Source organism: Nocardia sp. NPDC055165, assembly GCF_053606985.1.
In genome coordinates, this window is record NZ_JBSGSS010000007.1 from 1 (window position 1) to 21,239 (window position 21,239).

General features: G+C 66.3%; 20 protein-coding genes. 11 read left to right on the top strand and 9 right to left on the bottom strand.

The features are described from left to right. Positions 1-191: 191 nt before the first annotated feature. The gene (locus ACWFRF_RS15975) at positions 192-1,889 is read right to left on the bottom strand and encodes a DEAD/DEAH box helicase (protein ID WP_452450624.1); all 1,698 of its coding nucleotides are present in this window, start codon (positions 1,887-1,889) and stop codon (positions 192-194) included. 481 nt (positions 1,890-2,370) lie between these two features. Here ACWFRF_RS15975 and ACWFRF_RS15980 point away from each other — a divergent pair, with 481 nt between their 5' ends. Together ACWFRF_RS15980 and ACWFRF_RS15985 are read left to right on the top strand one after the other, a co-directional pair. Next, positions 2,371-3,423 carry an alpha/beta fold hydrolase gene (locus ACWFRF_RS15980; protein ID WP_452450626.1) on the top strand — a complete coding sequence of 351 codons (1,053 nt, stop codon included), beginning with the start codon at positions 2,371-2,373 and terminating at the stop codon, positions 3,421-3,423. Between the two features lie 28 nt (positions 3,424-3,451). Beyond that, positions 3,452-4,141 carry a ferritin-like fold-containing protein gene (locus ACWFRF_RS15985; protein WP_378632701.1) on the top strand — a complete coding sequence of 230 codons (690 nt, stop codon included), beginning with the start codon at positions 3,452-3,454 and terminating at the stop codon, positions 4,139-4,141. Between the two features lie 37 nt (positions 4,142-4,178). On the opposite strand, the gene ACWFRF_RS15990 is transcribed toward ACWFRF_RS15985, so the two are convergent. Beyond that, complete coding sequence (locus ACWFRF_RS15990) at positions 4,179-5,036, bottom strand: helix-turn-helix transcriptional regulator (protein WP_452450628.1); 858 nt, start codon at positions 5,034-5,036, stop codon at positions 4,179-4,181. A gap of 115 nt (positions 5,037-5,151) precedes the next feature. On the opposite strand from ACWFRF_RS15990, the gene ACWFRF_RS15995 reads away from it, so the two are divergent. Both ACWFRF_RS15995 and ACWFRF_RS16000 read left to right on the top strand, forming a co-directional pair. Then, a complete protein-coding gene (locus ACWFRF_RS15995; protein ID WP_452450630.1) occupies positions 5,152-5,688 on the top strand; it encodes a YceI family protein in 537 nt (178 codons plus the stop codon). Positions 5,689-5,788: 100 nt separating this feature from the next. Then, on the top strand, positions 5,789-6,016 hold the full coding sequence (locus tag ACWFRF_RS16000) for a DUF3107 domain-containing protein (protein ID WP_067450585.1): 228 nt from the start codon (positions 5,789-5,791) through the stop codon (positions 6,014-6,016). Positions 6,017-6,077: 61 nt separating this feature from the next. Here ACWFRF_RS16000 and ACWFRF_RS16005 read toward each other — a convergent pair whose 3' ends face one another. After that, positions 6,078-6,761 (bottom strand): TetR/AcrR family transcriptional regulator, encoded by a 684-nt coding sequence (locus ACWFRF_RS16005; protein ID WP_056812916.1) that lies wholly within the window; start codon positions 6,759-6,761, stop codon positions 6,078-6,080. 195 nt (positions 6,762-6,956) lie between these two features. Here ACWFRF_RS16005 and ACWFRF_RS16010 point away from each other — a divergent pair, with 195 nt between their 5' ends. From ACWFRF_RS16010 to ACWFRF_RS16040, 7 genes are all read left to right on the top strand, one after another. Next, positions 6,957-8,045 carry a DUF3152 domain-containing protein gene (locus ACWFRF_RS16010; protein ID WP_378652002.1) on the top strand — a complete coding sequence of 363 codons (1,089 nt, stop codon included), beginning with the start codon at positions 6,957-6,959 and terminating at the stop codon, positions 8,043-8,045. A gap of 109 nt (positions 8,046-8,154) precedes the next feature. Next, complete coding sequence (gene moeZ, locus ACWFRF_RS16015; protein ID WP_449963996.1) at positions 8,155-9,336, top strand: adenylyltransferase/sulfurtransferase MoeZ; 1,182 nt, start codon at positions 8,155-8,157, stop codon at positions 9,334-9,336. A gap of 111 nt (positions 9,337-9,447) precedes the next feature. Beyond that, complete coding sequence (locus ACWFRF_RS16020) at positions 9,448-10,299, top strand: TIGR02569 family protein (RefSeq protein WP_452450632.1); 852 nt, start codon at positions 9,448-9,450, stop codon at positions 10,297-10,299. Between the two features lie 156 nt (positions 10,300-10,455). After that, a complete protein-coding gene (locus ACWFRF_RS16025) occupies positions 10,456-12,312 on the top strand; it encodes an SCO2524 family protein (protein WP_379313352.1) in 1,857 nt (618 codons plus the stop codon). A 3-nt stretch (positions 12,313-12,315) separates the two neighbouring features. Beyond that, on the top strand, positions 12,316-13,239 hold the full coding sequence (locus ACWFRF_RS16030) for an SCO2523 family variant P-loop protein (protein ID WP_379313351.1): 924 nt from the start codon (positions 12,316-12,318) through the stop codon (positions 13,237-13,239). Beyond that, entirely contained in the window at positions 13,239-14,258 is a 1,020-nt protein-coding gene (locus ACWFRF_RS16035) for an SCO2522 family protein (protein ID WP_379313350.1), read from the top strand. Before ACWFRF_RS16030 ends, ACWFRF_RS16035 begins: the two co-directional genes overlap by 1 nt. A 69-nt stretch (positions 14,259-14,327) precedes the next feature. Then, complete coding sequence (locus tag ACWFRF_RS16040) at positions 14,328-15,305, top strand: SCO2521 family protein (RefSeq protein ID WP_379313349.1); 978 nt, start codon at positions 14,328-14,330, stop codon at positions 15,303-15,305. Between the two features lie 3 nt (positions 15,306-15,308). Here ACWFRF_RS16040 and ACWFRF_RS16045 read toward each other — a convergent pair whose 3' ends face one another. From ACWFRF_RS16045 to ACWFRF_RS16070, 6 genes are all read right to left on the bottom strand, one after another. Next, entirely contained in the window at positions 15,309-16,160 is an 852-nt protein-coding gene (locus tag ACWFRF_RS16045) for a hypothetical protein (RefSeq protein ID WP_379313348.1), read from the bottom strand. 3 nt (positions 16,161-16,163) lie between these two features. Further along, positions 16,164-16,709 (bottom strand): GNAT family N-acetyltransferase, encoded by a 546-nt coding sequence (locus ACWFRF_RS16050; protein ID WP_379313347.1) that lies wholly within the window; start codon positions 16,707-16,709, stop codon positions 16,164-16,166. Positions 16,710-16,979: 270 nt separating this feature from the next. Further along, positions 16,980-17,948 carry an SCO2521 family protein gene (locus ACWFRF_RS16055; protein WP_379313346.1) on the bottom strand — a complete coding sequence of 323 codons (969 nt, stop codon included), beginning with the start codon at positions 17,946-17,948 and terminating at the stop codon, positions 16,980-16,982. Positions 17,949-18,010: 62 nt separating this feature from the next. Next, positions 18,011-19,006: an SCO2522 family protein gene (locus ACWFRF_RS16060; RefSeq protein ID WP_379313345.1), complete on the bottom strand. Its 996-nt coding sequence runs from the start codon at positions 19,004-19,006 to the stop codon at positions 18,011-18,013. Positions 19,007-19,034: 28 nt separating this feature from the next. Beyond that, positions 19,035-19,475, bottom strand: coding sequence for a hypothetical protein (locus ACWFRF_RS16065; protein WP_379313344.1), 441 nt, complete (start codon positions 19,473-19,475; stop codon positions 19,035-19,037). Between the two features lie 209 nt (positions 19,476-19,684). After that, on the bottom strand, positions 19,685-21,169 hold the full coding sequence (locus tag ACWFRF_RS16070; RefSeq protein WP_378632738.1) for an MFS transporter: 1,485 nt from the start codon (positions 21,167-21,169) through the stop codon (positions 19,685-19,687). Between the last annotated feature and the right edge of the window lie 70 nt (positions 21,170-21,239).

A 21,239-nucleotide genomic window follows, 5' to 3' on the forward strand; every position in this document is an offset into this window, starting at 1 on the left:
GCACCGGGGCTTGCTCCTTCGTCGCCTACGCCCCGGCGCCTGACCGGCGGCCCGGCCGCGGACCGGCCACTGCGTGGCCGCCGCTCCCTAGGGGTCGCGGGGGCGGGGCCGGGAGTGCTGTCATGGCGGATTCGGGGTGCCATGGCTGTGGCCGTGGGAGGGCGGGGTGAAGCGCCCTCCCCGGGGTCGGGTCAGGCGTCTACGGTGGCGGCTGTGTCGGACGCGGTGGGTTCCGCGGGCTTGCGGCGGCGCCTGCGGCGGGCCGGCTTGGCCGTGTCGTCGCCGTCGTTGTCGGCCGGGGCCGATTCGGGGGCGTCGGTGGCGGGCTCGCTCGACTCGGTGGTCGCTGCTTCGCCTGCCTCGGCGGGCTTGCGGCGGCGGCGCCAGCGGCGGGCGGGCTTGTCGCCGTCGGCCGCTTCGTCGGCGTTGTCGGCCGGCTCGGTGGTCGTGGTCGACTCGGTGCCCTCGGTGTCGGCTTTGCCACCGCGGGTGCGGCGGCGGCTGCGGGAGGACTTGGGGCGCTCGGTGCGCTCCTCGACTACGGCGTCGTCGTCACGGGTGGGGGCCGCGGGCTTGCGGATCACACCGGTGATGCCCTCGGGGATGCCGAGGTCGCTGTAGAGGTGGGGGGAGCGCGAGTAGGTCTCGGCGGGGTCGGCCATGTTCAGGCCGAGCGCCTTGTTGATCGACTCCCAGCGGTGCAGTTCGTCCCAGTCGATGAGGGTGATCGCGACACCGGTGCGGCCGGCGCGGCCGGTGCGGCCGATCCGGTGCACGTAGGTCTTCTCGTCCTCGGGGCACTGGTAGTTGATGACGTGGGTGACGTCGTCGATGTCGATACCGCGCGCGGCGACATCGGTGGCGACGAGCACGTCGATGGCGCCCTTGCGGAACTTGGTCAGCGCCTTCTCGCGGGCGATCTGACCGAGGTCGCCGTGCACGGCGCCGACATTGAAACCACGCTCGGCGAGATCGTCGGCCACCTTCTGCGCGGTGCGCTTGGTGCGGGTGAAGATCATCGTCGCGCCGCGGGACTCCGCCTGCAGCACGCGCGCGACCAGTTCGGCCTTGTCCATCGCGTGGGCCCGGTAGACGAACTGCGCGGTGCGATCGTGCACGGCGGAGTCGTTGGCGAGCTCGGCGCGGATGTGGGTCGGCCTGGTCAGGAAGGTGCGGGCGAGGGTGATGATCGGGCCGGGCATGGTGGCCGAGAACAGCATCGTCTGACGCTTGTCCGGCACCATCGACAGGATGCGCTCGATATCGGGCAGGAAGCCCAGGTCGAGCATCTCGTCGGCCTCGTCGAGGACGAGCACGCCGATCTTGCCCAGGATCAGGTGGTTCTGGTTCGCCAGATCCAGCAGGCGACCGGGGGTGCCGACGACCACGTCGACGCCGTCGCGCAGTGCGGCGATCTGGGTGTCGTACGGGCGGCCACCGTAGATGGCGGCGACCTTCAGCGAACCCTGGTGGTTGGTCAGGTACTTGCTCGCGTTCTCCAGGTCCTTGGTGACCTGGATGCACAGCTCGCGCGTCGGCACGATCACCAGCGCGCGCGGGGTGCCGTCGAGCGGGGTGGTGCCGGTGTCGGCGGTGGCGATGCGGTGCAGCAGCGGCACGCCGAAACCGAAGGTCTTGCCCATGCCGGTGCGGGCCTGGCCGATGAGATCCTCGCCTGCCAGTGCCAGCGGCAGGGTCAGTTCCTGAATCGCGAAGGTGCGTTCGATCCCGATCTCACCGAGTGCGCGCACGATTTCTTCGCGCACGCCCAATTCGGCGAAACTCGGCGGGATGTGGGTGTTGTCCAGTTCGGCCGTCAGGAGTGTGTCGGCCAAACCGGGTTCCTGTTCGACAGTGATCTTGCTCAGTGTTCGTGCCTTCCTCGTCATTGCATCTCGCACGCACGAGGTGGGGCGGGCCGGTCGGCCCGCGACGACCACATACCCGCCTGTGATATTCACCGGGCCGGCGCCGGATAACCATCGCCGACCAGGCGTTATGCGTGGTCGTCGAGACGGTGTCATCGGCGCGGCGCTGCGGTGATGCGGATTCGTTGCGCGCACATTTTCTTCGACATTGCTGTCTGGGCAACGCAGCTGTCCGCCCGCGCTGTGCGCCGGTGGAGTGCCACGCCGCGGAGTATGTCCGGGCGTCGAAACTAGCGTTGTCCACGGAGATTGTAGCGTGATATTCTGCGGAATCCGAATTTCGACGTGGTTGAATGCCGCGCGAAAACGGGCTCGCCACGGGATTACCTCAGCACCGGTGGTGTGTCGCAGCGCAATTCATCGGTGCCGGATTTCGCGCGTGTCCACCGGTGTAATCGAGCTCACTGGTACCGGCGGTACTGTGTGTGAGACATTTCTAGTCGTGAGTATCACCGACACCGTCACCACTGCCGCGCGCAACGCGTGGGCGCTGAGCTTCGGCGCAGGCATCGAGCCCGTCGACCCGGCGCCCTCGACCGTGCTGTGGGACGAGCCGCATCGTCTGCTGCGTCGCTACGATACCGAATTCCAGTCTGCGGCAAGCGATTCCGCGGTGTTGCTGGTGCCGCCGCTGGCCGCGCCCGCCACCTGCTTCGACCTGCGTCGCGACCAGAGCCTGGCCCGGTACCTGGTGGAGACCGGCCGTGCGCCCTACCTGATCGACTACGGCGACATCTCTTTCGCCGATCGCCGGATGGGCTTCGAGGACTGGGTCCTCGACATCCTGCCCGAGGCGATCCTGCGCGTGAGCGCCGATCGCGGCGGCGCCCCGGTCGACCTGATCGGCTGGTCCGTCGGCGGCATGTTCTCGCTGCTCACCGCAGCCGCGAACCCGGAACTGCCGATCCGCTCGGTCACCGGTGTCGGCCCGCCGCTCGACTACGACAAGATGCTCGGAATTCCGCAGCTGCGCGCGGTCGCCGGCCTCACCGGCGGCTGGGGCTCCACCACGGTTGTCCGTGCCGCGGGCGGCATTCCGGCACCGCTGACCAAACTGGCCTACCGGCTCGCCGCCTACGACCGTGAACTGGCGCGTCCTAGGTTCATCGCCAGCAATATCGCGAACACCGGAACCCTGGCCAAGATGGAATCCATCGACCGTTTCCAGGCTGCCATGCCCGGCTACCCCGGCCGCTTCTACAACCAGCTGTGGGGCCGGATGATGCTGGCCAACGACATCGGCAACGGCAGGCTCGAACTGCGCGACCGGACCATCGAACTCGCCGACGTGCGCGTGCCCGTGCTGCTGATCGGCGGAAAGTCCGACGTGATCACCCCCAAGGCCGCTGTCGAGGCCGGTTTGCGCACGCTGTCGGGCTCGTCATCGGTCACCTACGAGGTCGTTCCGGGCAGTCACCTCGGCATTCTCACGGGACCGGAGGCCCGCGAGACGACCTGGACACACCTCGACAAATTCCTGGCCGAACGCGACTGAGCACCGATCGGGACTATTGTTGACAGCCATGGGAGCCCAGACCTCTGCCGCGCCGGAATTCTTCTCGACCGAGCCGCTCGCCGCGGACCACGCGGGGGTGACGGAGCTGTTCGCGGTCCTCGCCTACGGCGAGCTGTCCGCGTTCTACCGGCTCGCCGAAGAGGCGAAGCAGGCGCCGTCGCTGCGCGGCCGGATCGGCGTCGCCAAGATGGCCGCCGCCGAGCTCGCGCACTTCGAGACCCTGGAAGCGGCGCTCACCGAGCGCGGCGCCGACGCCGAGGCCGCGATGGCGCAGTACCAGGGCGCGCTGGACTCGTACCACGCCTCCACAGACCCGTCGACCTGGCTCGAGTCGATGGTGAAGTTCTACGTCGCCGACGGCCTGGCCGCCGACTTCTACACCGAGATCGCGGGCGCACTGCCCACCGAGGTCTCCGATGTGGTGCGCGATGTCCTCGCCGAGACCGGTCACTCACAGTTCGTGGTCGACGAGGTCCGCAGCGCGGTGGCGGCCAGCCGCTCCGAGCGCGACCGCCTCACGCTGTGGGGGCGCAGGCTGCTCGGCGAGGCGATCACGCAGGCGCAGTTCGTGATGGCCCAGCGCGACGAGCTGGCCGAACTGGTCCTCGCCGCCACCGGCGATCTCAACGGCATCGCGACCCTGTTCGACCGCATGCAGCAGCGGCACGCGGCCCGCATGGCGGAACTCGGCCTGTAGCTGTTCGGCCCGCGGGTACCCGGCTGATCGGGGGTGATCAGCCGCCGATCGCGTGGTGCTGGACGAGGCGCAATTCCGGTGTGCGGGAGACGGTTTCGCGGGGTAGCCAGATCACGACCTGTTGATCGTTGTCGGCCGCCAGCGTCTGCACCGTGTAGGTGATGGTGCCTCGGGTGGGATGTTCGAAGCCGAGCAGGGTGGGCAGATCCTCCGCGAGACGGTGGGGTTGCCAGCGGCGGGCGAACTCGGGTTCCTCGCACAGGTCGGCGATGAGTTCGGCGACGCGTTCGTCATCGGGGCGACGCAGGCGCGTTCTGGCGAGCTGGTCGGCGAGTTGGTCGGCGAACTGGGCCCAGTCGGTGACCGTGGTGCGGGCGAGCGGATGGCGGAATGTCCACAGGGCCAGGTTGACCAGGTCGGGATTGTCGAGCAGGCCCAGCGGGGCGGCCAGGTCCGACCACGCGTTGTTCCAGGCGAGCACGGTGGCACGGGGGCCGAGAGCGAACGCCGGGGTGGGGTCGAGCGAGTCGAGCACGCCGCGCAGGGCGGGCGGCACCTGATCGAGGGCGGGATCGAAAGCGGTACTCGGGCACCGGGCGTCGCTGCTGGTGGTCAGGGCCAGCCAGGCGAAATGGCCACGCTCGGTGTCGTTGAACCGCAGGGCGGTGGCGAGTGCGTCGACGACCGCCATCGACGGATTGGTGTCGCGGCCCTGTTCGAGCCGGGCCAGATAGTCGGCACTGACACCGGCCAGTACCGCGACCTCTTCACGGCGAAGACCAGGGGTGCGACGCCTGCCGCCGCCGGGCAGGCCCACGTCGGCCGGATTCAGCTCGGCTCGACGAGCGACGAGAAGTTCCGCGAATGCCGAACGAGCACCCGGATGATCTGCCATATCTGCGCCTACCATGTCTCGATGGTGCCCGGTCATGGCGTTGTCAGCCACGCCCTGCCAGGACCAGGATAACCGCGGTCTGGTTAACGGACCGCAGTCCGGTCAGGGTGGAGGCATGACTTCCTCGACACAGACCCAGCAGCTGAAGACCGGGTCCTGGGCCCTCGACACCGCCCACTCCTCGGTCGCGTTCACCATTCGCCACCTCGGGATCGCCAAGGTGCGCGGCGGCTTCACCCGCTTCCAGACCGAGTTCGTCGTGGACGAAACGGGCGCGGCCACCCTCGGCGCCACCATCGAACTCGATTCCTTCGACACCAGCAACGCCGACCGCGACGCTCACATCCGCCAGGCCGACTTCCTCGACGTCGCCAACCGCCCGACCCTGAGCTTCCGTGCCACCCAGCCGGTCCGGGTCGCCGAAACCTTCACCGTCACCGGCGAGGCCACCCTGGGCGCGATCACCCAGCCGCTGACCCTCGACGTCGAATGGGGCGGCATCGCCGACTTCCCCGACGGCACCCGGCACGCGGGTTTCTCCGCCACCGGCGCCATCAAGCGCACCGACTTCGGCGTCGGCGTCGCTATGCCGGGCATGCTGTCGGACGCCGTGAAGATCGAACTCGAGATCGAACTGATCGAGCCCGCCTGATCCCGTTCGCTGACAGCGCACCAGGTGTGGGAGCGGTGGTGTTCGGGCTGCACTAGCCTGGGACCTGACAACACAGGACTCTTACGTTCGGAGGTTGGCCGTGGAGGTCAAGATCGGTATTTCGGATAGCCCGCGCGAGCTCGTGATCAACAGTGCGCAGAGCCCTGATGAGATCGAGGCGCTGGTGTCCGATGCGCTGAGCGGCTCCGCCGGTGTCGTGTCACTCACCGACGAGAAGGGCCGCAAGTTCCTGATCCAGGCCGCGAAGGTCGCCTACGTGGAAATCGGTTCCCCGGCCGTCGGCCGAGTCGGCTTCGCCACGATCTGAGCTGCGAACACAAAAATGCCCCGCCATTTCCGATGGCGGGGCATTTTTCGTCGTTGCGGACTCAGAGGTCCTGGGAGTAGGCACGCTGGGCGGCGGTCAGCGGCACGTGCTTGAGGCCACCCCAGGCCAGCGACACCGTGGTGTCGACGGCTTCGTCCTTGGGGACCGGGCGGTCGGCTTCGAGCCAGTAGCGCGCCGAGAACTGGCTGGCGCCGACGAGGCCGACGGCAAGGATGCGCGCGCGGTACGGGTCGAGACCCGAGTCGTGGGCGACCAGATCGAACACCGCGTCGACACAGGCCTCGGTGGCCTGCTCGACCCGGCGCTGCACCTGCGGTTCGCTGGTGAGGTCGGATTCGAAGACGAGGCGGAAGCCCTGCATCTCGTTGTCGACGAAATCGAAGTACGCGGCGACCGCAGCCCGCACACGCTGCTTGTTGTCGGTGGTGGAGCGCAGCGCCTGGCGCACGCTCGACACCAGGATGTCGACGTAGTTCTGCAGCACCGCCAGGTACAGCTCCAGCTTGCTGGCGAAGTGCTGGTACAGCACCGGCTTGCTGACGCCGGCTACCTGGGAGATCTCGTCCATGCCCGCCGCGTGGTAGCCGCGCTGGACGAAGACCTCGCTGGCGGCGAGCAGCAGCTGCTGGCGGCGCTCGTCGCGAGGCAGGCGGGTGCCGCGTTTGGCCGGGACCGTCTCCGGCACCGATCGGCGCGAGGGCATGCGGTCCACGAGGTCAGTCATCTCGGCTCTCTATAGTCGATTCCCCGGGCCGCCGGGTGTGCGGTCGGGTATCCCACGAACGATACTCGCACGGTGTTCGCCCTGCGTCTCGCCCTGGAAATGTAGTACCAGTCCACGGAGTTCGCCGGGCCGTAACCGCGCGATCTCCTCCGGCCGCCCGTACGGCGGATTTGCGCACTGTGAGAATCTGATGGGGTGACCGACCGGACGGATGACCATGCCGACGGCGGGCGCGATGTCGCTCGCTCCACGCAACCCTCCGAGTCCGGTGCTGTCACGTCGGCGCCGGAGGGGCGGGAGTTGCAGGTCTACGACCCGCTCGGGCTCTATCAGCCCGCTGACCGATCCCGCCAGCCGCTGCGTGCCCGCTGGGATCCCACCGACCACGACAACGGCCGCCCGCGCAGCCCGCAGCGGGAGGCGAAGAAGCAGAGCGCGCTCGGTCGATTCGTGTCCGCCTACGGGTGGCGTGCCTACGCACTGCCGGTGCTGCTCGCCATCACCGTGCTGGTCGTCGTCGACGCGGTGCGCACCGGACCGATCCCGCCGCCGAGCGATCCCGGCTTCGGCGCGCTGAGTCCCAAGGTGGCGCAGTCCGGCATCATCGGCGCACCCCCCGGCGACGGCAAGTTCCCCGCCGATCTGCCGCTGGGCGCGCTGCCGGAGGGCGGCGACTACGTCGAGCGCGCGGCGGGCACCTGGCATGTGGTGCCGGGCACCAGCGCCCAGGTCGGCGCCGGCACCGAGCGCGTGTTCCGCTACACCGTCGAAGTCGAGGACGGCATCGACACCGCACCGTTCGGTGGCGACGCCGCCGTGGCGAAGATGGTGGAGACCACCCTGGCCAACCCGAAGAGCTGGACCAACGACCCCAAGTTCGGCTTCCAGCGCATCGACGCGGGCCCGGCCGACTTCCGGCTCTCGCTCACCTCTCGCGAAAGCACCCGTGCCGCGTGCGGCTTCGAGATCCCGATCGACTCGTCGTGCTACAACGCCGACCTCGACCGGGTCGTGCTCTCGGAGGTCCGCTGGGTCCGCGGCGCGCTGGCCTTCGACGGCGACATCGGTTCCTACCGGCAGTACCAGATCAACCACGAGGTCGGCCACGCCATCGGCTATCACGGCCATCAGCCGTGCGAGACCGACGGCGGCCTCGCGCCGATCATGATGCAGCAGACCTTCGGCACCAAGAACAACGACATCGCCCTGCTCGACCCCCACGGCGTGGTCCCCGCCGACGGCAAGACCTGCCGCTTCAACCCCTGGCCCTACCCGCGCGGCTAGTGGCCTCGCCCATGCGGGACCATGGACGGGAAGAACAGCGCGGCGGGTCTTGTTGTAGACAGCAGAACGGCCACCAGGCCCAGCCGCCTTCAGATACAGGAGTTCTCACGTGTCTCTCACAGGGACGTTGCCGCCGCTGGTTGAACCGGCCGCGGAACTGACCAAGGACGAAATCGCTCGCTACAGCAGGCACCTGATCATCCCCGATCTCGGTGTCGACGGTCAGAAGCGGTTGAAGAACGCCAAGGTCCTCGTGATCGGCGCGGGCGGCCTCGGCTCGCCTGCCCTGCTCTATCTGGCCGCGGCCGGTGTCGGCACGCTCGGCATCGTCGAGTTCGACGAGGTCGACGCCTCCAACCTGCAGCGCCAGATCATCCACGGCGAATCCGATATCGGCCGTCCCAAGGCCGACAGCGCCCGCGATTCCATCCTGGAGATCAACTCCGGGATCGACGTGCGGCTGCACAAGATCCGCCTGGAGCCCGAGAACGCCGTGGAGCTGTTCGCCGAGTACGACCTGATCGTCGACGGCACCGACAACTTCGCCACCCGCTACCTCGTCAACGACGCCGCCGTCCTCGCGGGCAAGCCCTACGTGTGGGGCTCGATCTACCGATTCGAGGGCCAGGTCTCGGTGTTCTGGGAAGACGCCCCCGACGGGCGCGGCATCAACTACCGCGACCTGTACCCGGAGGCCCCGCCGCCGGGAATGGTCCCCTCCTGCGCCGAGGGTGGCGTGCTGGGCGTGCTGTGCGCGTCGATCGGATCGGTGATGGTGACCGAGGCGATCAAGCTGATCACCGGCATCGGTGAGACGCTGCTCGGCCGCCTGATGGTCTACGACGCACTGGACATGAACTACCGCACCATCAAGCTGCGCCGCGATCCGCAGCGTGAGCCGATCACCGAACTGATCGACTACGACGCGTTCTGCGGTGTGGTGTCGGAGGAAGGCACCGCGGCCGCAGCCGGGTCGACCATCACCGCCGCCGAGCTCAAGGATCTCCTCGACGCCGACAAGGTCGAGCTGATCGACGTGCGCGAGCCGGTGGAGTGGGACATCGTCCACATCGCGGGCGCGACCCTGATCCCCAAGGACCGCATCCTGTCCGGCGAGGCCCTGTCCGAACTGCCGCAGAACAAGCCGATCGTGCTGCACTGCAAGACCGGCATCCGGTCGGCGGAGGCGCTGGCCGCGTTGAAGCGCGCCGGTTTCGCCGACGCGACGCATCTGCAGGGCGGCGTGGTGGCCTGGGCCAAGCAGGTGGATCCGTCGCTTCCGGTCTACTGACCCGATAGCTGCCGGTTTGCGACCTCATCGCATATTGCGGTGAGGTCGCAAAGTGGACTATCACAGCGTGCCTTGGGTCGCCTGCGGTGATCGCGGGGTTACGGTACGGCCGTGACCTCAGTCGAACCTCCCGAGCATGTGCGAGCCACATTCGGGCTTCGCAAAGTGACGCCGGTTTCCCTCGGAGACTGGGACGGTGGCTGGCGCATGGGCGACGTGGTGCTCAGCCCCGTCGCCGATCACGCCAGGGCCGCGTGGTCGGCGAAAGTACGCGAACACCTGGCGGTCGACGGGCTGCGGGTGGCCCGCCCCGTCCGCGCCACCGACGGACGCTATGTAGTCTCCGGTTGGCGTGCCGACACCTTCGTGGACGGCGCCCCCGAGCCCCGCCACGACGAGGTCGTCTCGGTCTCCCTGCGGTTGCACAAGGCGACAGCGGAATTGGAACGCCCCCGCTTCCTGGTTCAGCCGCCCGTCGCCCCGTGGGTCGACGTGGACGTGTTCGTCGCCGCCGACCGCGCCGCCTGGGAATCGGTACCGCTGCGCACCCTGCGCGCGGGCGGCGTCCCCATCGCCGCCACCCCCGACGGCCAGCGTTCCCTCGAACTGATCGGCCAGCTCGCCACGCTGCGCAAACCCGTCCGCAGCCCCGACCAACTCGTCCACGGCGACCTCTTCGGCACGGTTCTGTTCACCGGCGCCCACACCCCCGGCCTCACCGACATCACCCCCTACTGGCGCCCCGCCACCTGGGCCGCGGGGGTCGTCGTGGTCGACGCGCTGGCGTGGGGTGGGGGCGATGACGGTCTACTCGACCGCTGGGCCACCTTGCCCGAATGGCCCCAGATGCTGTTACGGGCGTTGATGTTCCGCCTGGCCGTCCACGCCCTGCACCCGCGTTCGACCCCCGAAGCGTTCCCTGGGTTGGCGAGAACAGCGGATATGGTGCGACTCGCATTGTGATGTCGGATTTATCCCACCGACCATCCGGTTGAGATGTAGTGCCGGACAATCGGATTCGGTAGCTTCTCGCTTCCGGTCGAGGTAAATTCAAGCCGCTACCTGTGGGGATCTCCCATGGGCCAGGGGGCTTCGATGACTGAATGAGGTCGGCGGCAGATGAGGATTCAGCCCAGGAAACAGATTCTGGAGATCTGGCGTGCGCTTGTCGGGTCGTGCTACGACGACGGTGCCTGGCAGTGGGGCGGTATTCGTGGCGCCAATTCGATCAGCGACTCCGAACAGTTGCTCTGCCTGCTGTATCCGGCCACTGAGATCGTCGGATTCACGCTCGATCGCCCCGACGACATGTCCGACGATGTCAAGGGGGTGCTCTCGCCGCTGGGTGGACCGAAGGTGATCGGGCTGAAAGTCCTCGAGGTGATGGAGGACTACCTGATTCGCAACACCGACGTGACGACCGGTGAACCGCTCTTCGACGCAGGGAGTTATCTGCAGTCCACCGAACCCGATCGACCGCCCACCGACGATCAGCAGAAGATCGAAGTGGTGGACGGATACTCCATGTCGGTGACGCTGTGCATCGCGGGCCTGGGCTTTCTTCGGGTCTTCGAGAATTGGATCCGCGCGGAGCGGCGTGGCGAGATCGACCGCGTCACGGCGACTACCGAGAAATTGAGCGCTCGCTTGACGGCGGCGATGACCGGACTGGTGCGCAGCTTCGTCGTCAATGCCGTGGCACCGACCTCAGACGAGGGCAAGGCCATGCTCAGAATGCTCAACCAGCAGGACCTGCCGGATCGGGCCGTAGTCGAGGAGTTCGCGACGAGCCTGGAGCGGGTTCGGACCAGGCTGCGCACCGATGTCAAGCTCGGCAAAGCCCCGGGCGCCGCGCTGGACGACGAGGGAATGTTGTTCGAATGCGGCTGGAGCTGGGGAATCGTGGCCGGCGCCGACGACGTCGAATTCATCGACGCGGCGAACGGCACAGGTGATGGTGTCGCCGAGGCCCGCCCGTACCTGTATTTCACCGTGATCGCGTTGGACGGCATCAACGACGTCCTCTCACAGCGCACCCGTGAACTCGACCTCTTCAACGACGACCAGTATCGACTGGCCGAGGCGTTGCGGATCCGCTGGGATCTGACCCAGCGCTATTGGGCAACGGTCGCTCGATTCGGTTCCGGCCGTTGGCCATTGGAAGACATTCCGTGGCGGACCTCCGACGGTGAGGAATCGGACTACTTCAGTCTCATCGTCTCGGCGGTGCTGATCCAGGAACTCGTCGCCCGCACAGCATCCGATGACGATCTCACCCGGGCTGTAGACATCTTCGACGAGCTGGCCAGACGTGGACGGATCCTTCGGCGCGCGACCAGTGGCGATCCCGCTGTCGAACTGCACGATCCCGGCGTTCGGATGGTGCTGCGCGGCAGTGAAAAGGTCGACAACGGTCCGAGATTGGCGTGGGCGGTCTCGGATTTCGCCGCGGTGTTGCTGAAAAGAAGTCTCCAGGCGGCTCGGTTGTCCGGCAACATCACCGCACGTGATCAGCTGATGGAATTGGCCAAGGCGATCATGGACCACCTCGACCGGAGGATGATCCAGGAAGGTCCGGCGACAGGGCTGTGGGACGATCCCGGTGCCGTATTCGGTACGGACACAACGAAACCGGTGACCGCACCCTCCTGGTACATGACTGAGCGCATCGTGGAATGTCTGGTCGCGGCCGACAGGACCTATCGGGAAGCGCCACTGCGTTCACCCGCGATGGTGACTCGCGCTGTCGAGTTGCTCAACGAGGCCGAACATCTGCTCAACCAGGGAATGCTCAACGTCAGCATCGAGGACAAATCACCCAACCGGATCGAACTCGATGACGTCGAGGACAAGCTCGAACGCGCCAGGAAACTGGTGAACGTGCAGCCCGGTACCGCGTTCACACTCGCCTCGGCGGCGCTGGTAGCGCTGAACCGGTTGGCGTTCGCGACCCAAGACGCGACCAGGAGCAGCTGACCGATGATCGTGTTCGCGACTTCAGACAAAGGCGGAACAGGGCGGTCCGTCACCAGTTGCAATATCGCCCATCGCCTGTGTGCCAGTGGACGGAGCACCGTGTATGTCGATTTCGACTTCGGATCGCCGACTGCGGGCGCGGTGTTCGAGATCGGCACCATCGAGCGGGGAACAGCGCCGGGTACCGGGACCCATTCCTTTTTGACCGGGCGTAACAGCGTTGTGCACAGCGTCGATGTGCACAAGCAGACCGATCGTCAGGACCTCCGCAAACACCGGACCAGGTTGGCGAAGCTGACGTTGCTGCCCGGCGACGAGGGTGGCGGTGAGCTGACCAAGTTGGCGGACTACCCCGGGATCGTCACCCGGTGCGTCGAATTGTTGCTCGGGCTCGCCGCCGCCAACAAGGTAGTGATCGTGGATCTGAGCGCAGGCAGATCGGTGGCGCTCGAGCTGGCGCTGCGAGCCGCCGCTACGCCGCAGATGCGGGCGACAACGGTGCGGTGGTTGGTCTTTCATCGGTGGACACGCCAGCACATTCTCGCTGCGGGCGGCTTGATGCTTGGTCCGAACGGGTTGCTGCGCGGCGGTGCGGCCGCCGGTCACGACGCGGAGGAATTGCGCCGCAATATGCGCTTCGTTCGCACGGCGGTACCACAGTTGAACACCCCGACCTCAGCTGCTACCGCACCGCAGGCAGCGTGGCAGAACAAGCAGGAATCCGCGCTGCGTGCGCTGGCGTCGACGGAGCGGATCGGTGAGACGGTGCTGATCGGCGCCACCCCGGTCGAACCCGTGCTGCAGTGGCGCGAGCAGCTGATTCTCGACGTCGACGTCAGCGCCGGGATCGCGAATGCCGCCACGGTGACTGCGTTCCAGGAACTGGCGCGAAAGCTGGTGAGTAGGGACGAATGGCAGGAGGTCTGATGCACACGAGCGAGGAATTCACAGGCTACGTCGAGGCCGGGGAGATGGCCACGGTGCCAGGCACCGATATGTCTCACCTGTCGATCGAAGTCGGGCACTTCTATATGGAGGATCTGCTCAACGGAGTCGAGCGGATCGAAGCCCAATTCGAACGGGTCAGGGCGATGCTCGATGCCTTGGTGGCTCTCGAATCCGTGGCATGGTCACGCAAGGGAGGGGAGGTTCCGTTTCGGGTGAGCACATGTTTCCTGCTGGATGACTACTTTCGCGCCGATACCGACCCACGGGAGATTATCCCCAAGCTGCGAAGCGCGGCCGCCGGATGTGGTGTGCCGATCGACTACCTCGCGCGCGAGGCCGGCTGCCATGAGGCACCGCGGGTGGGTGAAGTGATCCCGCTGGCGAAGGCTGTTGCCGACATGTTGGTGGAGGAGCCGATCGAGCACACCACCGGTCAGCGTCCCCCTGCGCAAGATCTCGGCTGGCTGGCCAATGGTCGCCGTTCCAGTGAGAGTGAAGCGGGTCCTGCGATGGATATCCGCCCTTACATGCCACCGCGGGAATTCGGGCGGCAGCGAAGTCTGTCTATTTTCGCCGATATCGAGATGTGGCGTGCGGATTCGGATTCGGCGGATGGGCGGCTCTGGTCCTGTCCGTTCCTGGCCTCTGTGTGGCATCTGCTTCGTCTCGGCATGCTTCGGTATCAGGACGAGGTAGCGGTGACGCCGGTCGCCGTGCATCCCGACGTCGAAGGATTCGTGTGGCCGAGCGACTGGCGGGACTTGCCCGCGGTGATGCAACTGAATCCGAACGCGCAGCCGTTCACCGCGTATCGCTCCTTGTCGCTGATGCCGCAGCGGTATATCGGCATCGAACACGCGGTTCGGGTGATTCTCGATCACCTCGATCTCGATGAGCGAGTGGTGAGTTCGGTTGTCGATCGGGCGCGCGGCGAAGGCCTCGCCCTGCCCGGGCGGGTGAGCGAACGGATCGGGCACGTGCTGTTCGACGGGTCCTGATGGGTAACTGACACAAGACATTCAGGTGTCAATGGCGTATAATGTCCTCCGGTTGCCTACACTTTTCCCATGCCGATAGACGGGCGCCCCTTGGTGGCGTTGGGTGAAGTGCGCACCTGCCTGCTGCCGAACTCCGCCGCGCTGAGCCGCGATGCGGCGGTCGACCTTCTCGACGTGGTGTTGGGTCGACCGGGTCTGTCTCGCGAACGTCCCTTGGATTGGGCCGAATCTCCGCGTCTCGCGGTCGGCATCGACTGTCAGTTGGTACCGCATGTCCGATCCCGCGGTGTCGGTACGGTCGCCACGAACGCGCTGGTCATCGGCGGCCGGGTGCTGCAGAGCTCGGCGCACGCCATTGTCGCGCCCGCCGCGACGTCGTCGGGGCGGCGGCAGACGTGGGCGCACTATCTAGGTCGTGTGGGCACCGTCGAACTGTTGACGGGGGCATCGGCCACGATTGCCGATCGTCTGGTGGTCGGCTTTCTCAGCACTGCCCGCGCCGCCGACCCGGTCCTGGATATCACTGCCATCAGCACTCGACTGCTGACGAAGGTGCACAGCGATGTTCGGCTCGACCGGCAGCCACCGCTGTTGGTCGAACCCACACGGCTGCGGTGGGCCGCCCGCGTCGTGCCCGGGGCGCAGGCATCGGTGCTCTTCGGCTTGCATCAGGATCGAACCCGCACCGCGTTGGTGACGGTCGGTTCCGCCGACGACCTGCCCGAGGTTCGTCGATACTGCCAGGATCTGGCAGTGCACGATTGGTTGCTCACCGCTGTCATCGATGTCATCGAGGATGCCGAGTTCGCCCAAACCTCAGGCAGCACACCGGAATCGGTGCTGGCGCCGGCACTGCAGCATCTCGCCCATCTGTGGATGCCCAGTGCTCACACCCCACCGTTGCTCCGCTGTCTGTGGGAGCAACTGGAGAATGATCCCGGCTTCTCCCGTCAATGGAATGCCAGGATCGGGCAATTGCGCGACCGCGTCGCCGTCGCGACCTTGGCCGCGCTGCACCGAACCTCCGCGCAAGTGCGTCAGTGGTAGCGACTAGAGCCGGAACCATCGTCGCACGAGCAGAGCGAAGAAGACCGAGGTTGTCACGCTGCCGAGGTAGGACTCGACGATCAACAGCACCCGCGCCGTTGGTTCGAGGTCCATGGCGTCGAGGTCACCGAGTCCGAGTGGGTTGAGGAATTCGATCAGGGACAGATGTGCCGCTGTGGTAGCCGCAACATCGGTCACCAGCATCAGGGCGCCCGCGAACAGCGCCAGTTCGCAGGCGATCCAGCCCAGCAGCCTGAATGGTCGATACCCATAGCCGCACAGAATGTTTGCTACGAAGCCCGGCGTGCGACGCATTCCCCGACGTTGCGCTCGAGTGCGGGCTCGGGCCAATGCGAGCCCGCACCGGTCCTGATCGTCGAGGTCGGCATTGATCGCATGAAGATCACGTGCCTGCCGAAAGGCTACGCAGGCATGGGCGGGCAGGTCGACGTCGAGTAATCGCGCTCCGAGATCCTCGTAGATCAATGCCAGCATGCGGTTCTGCCTTCGGCTCAGCCGAAGCGGTCCTCTTGCCTCGATTTCCGCGGCCAGCATCGCCATCGCCAGCACCCGCAGCGTGTGGTCCGAGGGGGTCGGGTGCTCGAGAATATCGTCGATCGGTGCGTATACACGAGCGAAAACCAGACTGTCGCCCGCACGCCGAGTCGAAGGGGGATCGTATTCGGCCAGGACACGTTCGACCCGGCGATCGAGCTGATCCAGATTGTCCTGCTCGCTGCCGCTCTCCGGCGCTGCCAGGGTCTCCAGATAGGCATCGGCGTGGCGTTCGATGAGAGTGATCTTCGAGGCGACGAACGGTGACAGCTGGTCAGTAGGGTCATCCTCCCTGAACACAAGCTATCCCCGCGGCCCGTCACCCTTGGACCATCGACGGTCCTGCGGTCCGGCATCCCACCAATACCCCGCGGAATCGTCCAGTCGATGCACGAGGAGGTCTCGCGGTTCTTCTGGGCCGAAGTAGTGTTCGTCGTGGTCGACCCAGACGAATCCAGACTTCTTGTACAGGTTGACCGCAGGGGTGTTCGAGGGGCGCACCGTGATGAAGACCGTGTCGATCCGCGCACCACGGCAGCGCTCGACCGCGCGCACCAGCAACTCTCTACCCAGTCCGAGACCCTGACGGCTACCCGCGACCGCGAGGCCGATCACCCAGGCGGACCCCTCCTGATCGACCGCGACGAGCGCGTATCCGCAGATCTCGCGCTCGATTTCCGCTACTACCCAGTGTGATCCGTGCACCTCGAACAATTGCCGTAACACGAAGTACGGGTAGGACAGCGAGGAGAACTCCTGGGATTCCAGCGCTGCGATCGCCGTCAGATCATCGACGTCGGCGGGGCGGAAATCGGGCTCGGCGGCGCCGTTCTCGCTCGAACTGTCCAAAACGCGACCCCCGTTGCCTGATGCGCCCACCATCCAGAGTAGAGCAACTCCCTTGCAGCGGAAGACATATGGAGTCCGCACCCGGCTGCGGCGCAGACAGCAGGCGAAATAGTATGTAGCGCAACGAGGCTCGCGGAAATCAGTGATCTGGAGTGGACGACGGTCCACGGGCGGATCGGCACGGCGCCGCAGGGACGGCCCCTTTCGCAGCCGAGGCGTGCTTGGGCGCAATGTCGATGTCAATGTTCGATGCGCTGCTGGTCCCGGTTGTCACCAGTGACGAGGCAGGTTTTCGGCCCGCGCGGCGTAGTACGTTGCCACATCGATCCGGCGCTTCACTTGCTCGACGCGGGCGGCCCACTGTTTGGAGAAGCCGGCCGCTGCCTGCAGATCCCGCCACGGTGCTCGCATCGCGGCGGGAACCTGGGCGCCCGGCATCCATAGGTGCGCGAGATGTTCGAACACGGGCGCGAGCACTGCGACCTGCCGTCCGTTATCGAATCCTTCGGCCGCCCGCACTTTCGCATCGATGACGGTCAGTAACCAGTCGTGTACGGCTACGTCCTGGCAGAAGCGCAGGGCGTCAGGCAGATTCGTAGCTTCCCGCACGGTGACCTGTAGGGCTCTGTTCAGGTCGTCCTCGAGACGCAGCGACACAGCGGGTCCGGCGCGGCCGCCCACAATGGCGGTCCACCGCAGTCGCGTGGTCGGCGCCCGCAGTGGTGGCCGTTGATCCAGGAGCCGTGAGGATCGGACGTCATCGAGATGCCTGGCACAGATCGATGCGAGGTCGAGGATATTCGGGCCCCGCTGTACGAAATAGCCTGCGGCCAATTTCTTGTCGGTGACCGTGTGGTCGGGCAGCCCGCCGATGACCTCTGTCACCCCGACCCGGCTGAGGTAATGCGGCCACGGCCTGCGCCTTTTCTGCTGACCCCGGACCACGGTGGTGTGCGATGACAGTTGCGTCACCCGGCCGCCCACCAGAACCGCGGTCGACTCGACCGTCCCCACCGCGCGTACAGTCGCGGTCGTACCCCAACCGAGGTGACAGTCGACGCCAGTCGCGCGACGCGGTGAAAAGGCGAGTGGCCCAGGACGTTCACGGCGCAGTACGGTCGCGCCGATGACTGTGGCCAGTAGTTCCTCGGTGGCCTGGCCGTCCAGCGTCACTGAATGCGGTAGCAGGCAGGTGCGGATCTCGCCGAGCGCCACAATTGGCGTCAGTGGTCGTGACATACTGCGCGGCGGCCTTCGGGATGATGCCGCGACCGGGGTGTCCGACTCAGGGTTCGTCATGGTCATGTCCCGTCGAGCAGCAGATGTGTCACGCGTTCAACAATTTTGGGTGGCACCAGCAACTGCTCGGCAGCGCCTTGGGCTGCCACCTGGGCGGCGACATCGTCATCCGGTGCGAGGTGGTCGAGAATTACCCGTACTGCCGACTCGATCAGCAGATACCGCTTGGGCAGCATCGACAGCGTCCGGTACGCAGTGAACGGAGCCGCATCCGCATTGAGCTGCAGGACAGGTGGAAGGTCGTGCCATCGATCGGGCCGATCTCGGTCGGCGGACCACAGCTGTGGAACAACCACGGGCGCACCCTTATAGCGCAACATGCCCAGCCGCAACAACTGCCACACCGCAGCCAGGAATGGACAGGACCAGCGTCGCGCCGCATCGCGGTCGTGCCACAGTTCTACGTCGAGGAAGATCGAGTGCTCGCCGCGGCCGTACTCCTGAGGTGGCCGATAAGGTTGCGAATGCATGGCCGCACGCGACGAGCCGTTCTGTTCCCGACGTCCGTTGCACAGCCAACCGAGTTCGGTCGTCGGCGGTCGGCCACCGGTGGCGACCTCCTCGTCCTCCGGCTGGTTGATGAGCCGGGCCACCACCATCTCAGCGATCGGTATCGGCGCTCCGAGGGCGATCCCGCCCGAAAACACCGGTGCTTGGTGGCAGCCCGACTGCCTGGCCAGGTAGTCGATGGTCAGGCCGGCATCGTCGGCGGCACCCAACAGCCGGTCGAGCACCTTTGTGGGTTCGAAACGGGGTTGGAAGTAGTCGTCGGTGAGATAGCAGGTACTCACTCGCGTGTCCGGGCCGAACTCGACCTTCGCCGACTCGATGAACGCGGCGACCAGCGGGACTGCGCGCCGGAATTGCGCTCGGACCATGTCGGTGTCGTCGATGATCTCCTCGTGCCGGAAGTGACAGACCTCGATCGACAGGTGGGCCATGGGCAGCGGCGTGATAGAGGCATCCTCGGAAGCTTCCCGATAGATCGGTGAACTCATCTGCTCGTGTCCCACGTCGCCGAATCGGTCAGCCGCCGAGCCAGATTCGTATACGCCTCGACGACATCGAATATGAGTCGACCACCTCGAGCTCACGCTGCGCTGCCGACGGTTCCCCGAAGCCCACGTCGCGAAAGTAGCTGCCGCCCGCAAACATCGGCTCCCCGTCGGCATCGGTATAGGCGTCGAAGAACTCCTCGATCTTCGTCACCAGGGCGCCGCCGACCCAAATGTCTTCGCCGAGCACTGCCATCACCGCGGCGATATCATCGGCGGTCGCGATGCTGTCCGGGTCGAGGGCGAAACTCGCCAGCTCGGTCGACGGATACAGCAGGCACATCAGCTGTTCGGCGTCGCTGATCGAATTGCGTCCGTCACGTCCGCCCCAGACCCACCGGTCATCGCGGAACGAGGTGCGCAGGTGTGCGCGCCAGAGATCCAGAAGTTGTTGCCGCGGTCGGATTCTCATCGGTGCCCCTCCGTACAACTGCACCTCAGTGTGAACGGTGGACCGCGTCCTTGTCCTCGGTTGAGCCGTAATATGTTTCGAGCAACGCTCGAGGATGTGTATTGCGAACTGGCGCAGCATCTTTCGGTTCGTCGGCAAGACGGCCCGCTGCAGCCGAAAGCCACGTTCGGGAGGGGACCGAACGTGGCTTTCGGGTGGGTGGGGATGGATCAGACGCTGGCGTAGGCCAGGGAGGGAACCTTGTCGGTGGCGAAGGAGGTGCGCAGGTAGCACCACCAGGTGACGGCGGCCATCACGAGGAAGACGGCGGCGTACGCCCAGAAGGCGGGGGCCATGGTCTTGAGGTGGACGTTGGACAGGCGAAGGGCCTGCTGGACGACGAACCCGCCCGCGGCGCCGACCGCGCCGATGACACCGATCGCGGCGCCGGCCTGGCGCTTGGCGGAGGTGGCCGCCTCGGTCAGGTCCATGCCGTGCTCGGAGGCGTACTTCTTGGCGGTGGCGTTGAAGATCGACGGGATCATCCGGTAGGTGGAGCCGTTGCCGATACCGGCCAGGATGAACAGGGCCAGGAACGCGGTCAGGTAGAGCGGGAAGCTCTTCATGTCGACGGCGGCCACGATGCAGGCCACGGCGATCGACATGCCGCCGAAGACGAACACCGTGATCTTGGCGCCGCCGCCGATCTTGTCGGAGACCCAACCACCGAACGGGCGGCTGAACGAACCGACCAGGGCGCCGAGGAAGGCCAGGTTACCCAGGGTGGTGATCCAGCCGATCTTGGCGAGGTCGGGGAAGGTGGCCTTGATCAGTGTCGGGAAGGCGAACGAGAAGCCGATGAACGAGCCGAACGTGCCGATGTAGAGGAACGACATGATCCACGTGTGCCGGTTGGTCAGCGCCAGCTTGTAGGACTTGCCGTCGGACTTGGCCTCGGCCAGCGAGTCCATGAAGTACAGCGCGCCGAGGGTCGCGACCGCGATGAACGGCAGCCAGAACAGCACGGCGAGGGTGATGCCGAAGCGGTAGCCGCCCGCGTCCTTGGCCATGATGTGGGTGCCGAAGGTGATCAGCAGCGGCACGATCAGCTGGGTCTGCGCGACACCGAGGTTGCCGCCCGCGGCGTTGAGGCCGAGCGCGGCGCCCTTCTTGCCCTCGGGGAAGAAGAACGAGATGTTCGACATCGACGAGGAGAAGTTGCCGCCACCGACACCGGCGAGGGAGGCCAGCACCAGGAACACCCACATGGGCGTGCTCGGCTGGTTGACGAAGTAGAGGATGCCGAGCGCGGGGAGGAACAGCATCGCGGCGCTGAACGCGGTGAACGCGCGCCCACCGAACCGCGGTACCGCGAAGGTGTACGGAATGCGCAGGGCCGCGCCGACCAAGGTCGGGATCGAGGTGAGCAGCAGCGCGTTGCTCACGGCGACCGCGTTGCCCTTGCCGAGACCCTGCAGGAACTCGAAGCCGGCCGGGCCCATCGCGGTGACGATGGAGCCCCAGATGACCCACATGCTGAAGCCGAGATTTTCGGCGAATACGGAGAAGTACAGATTCTTCTTGGCGGTCTTCGCGCCGCCGGATTCCCAGAACCCCTTGTTGTCGGGATCCCAATGGGAGATCCAGCGGCCCTTCTTCTGGTATTCGAAGGACGGGGCTTCCGTCTCATGGCCGGTGGCGGCTATCGCGGTCATCGGCTTCCTCTCGATCGGGCTCGATAGGAGCAGCTCGTCTGGTGTTCGACGATGCTCCCTGCGGTGTCGA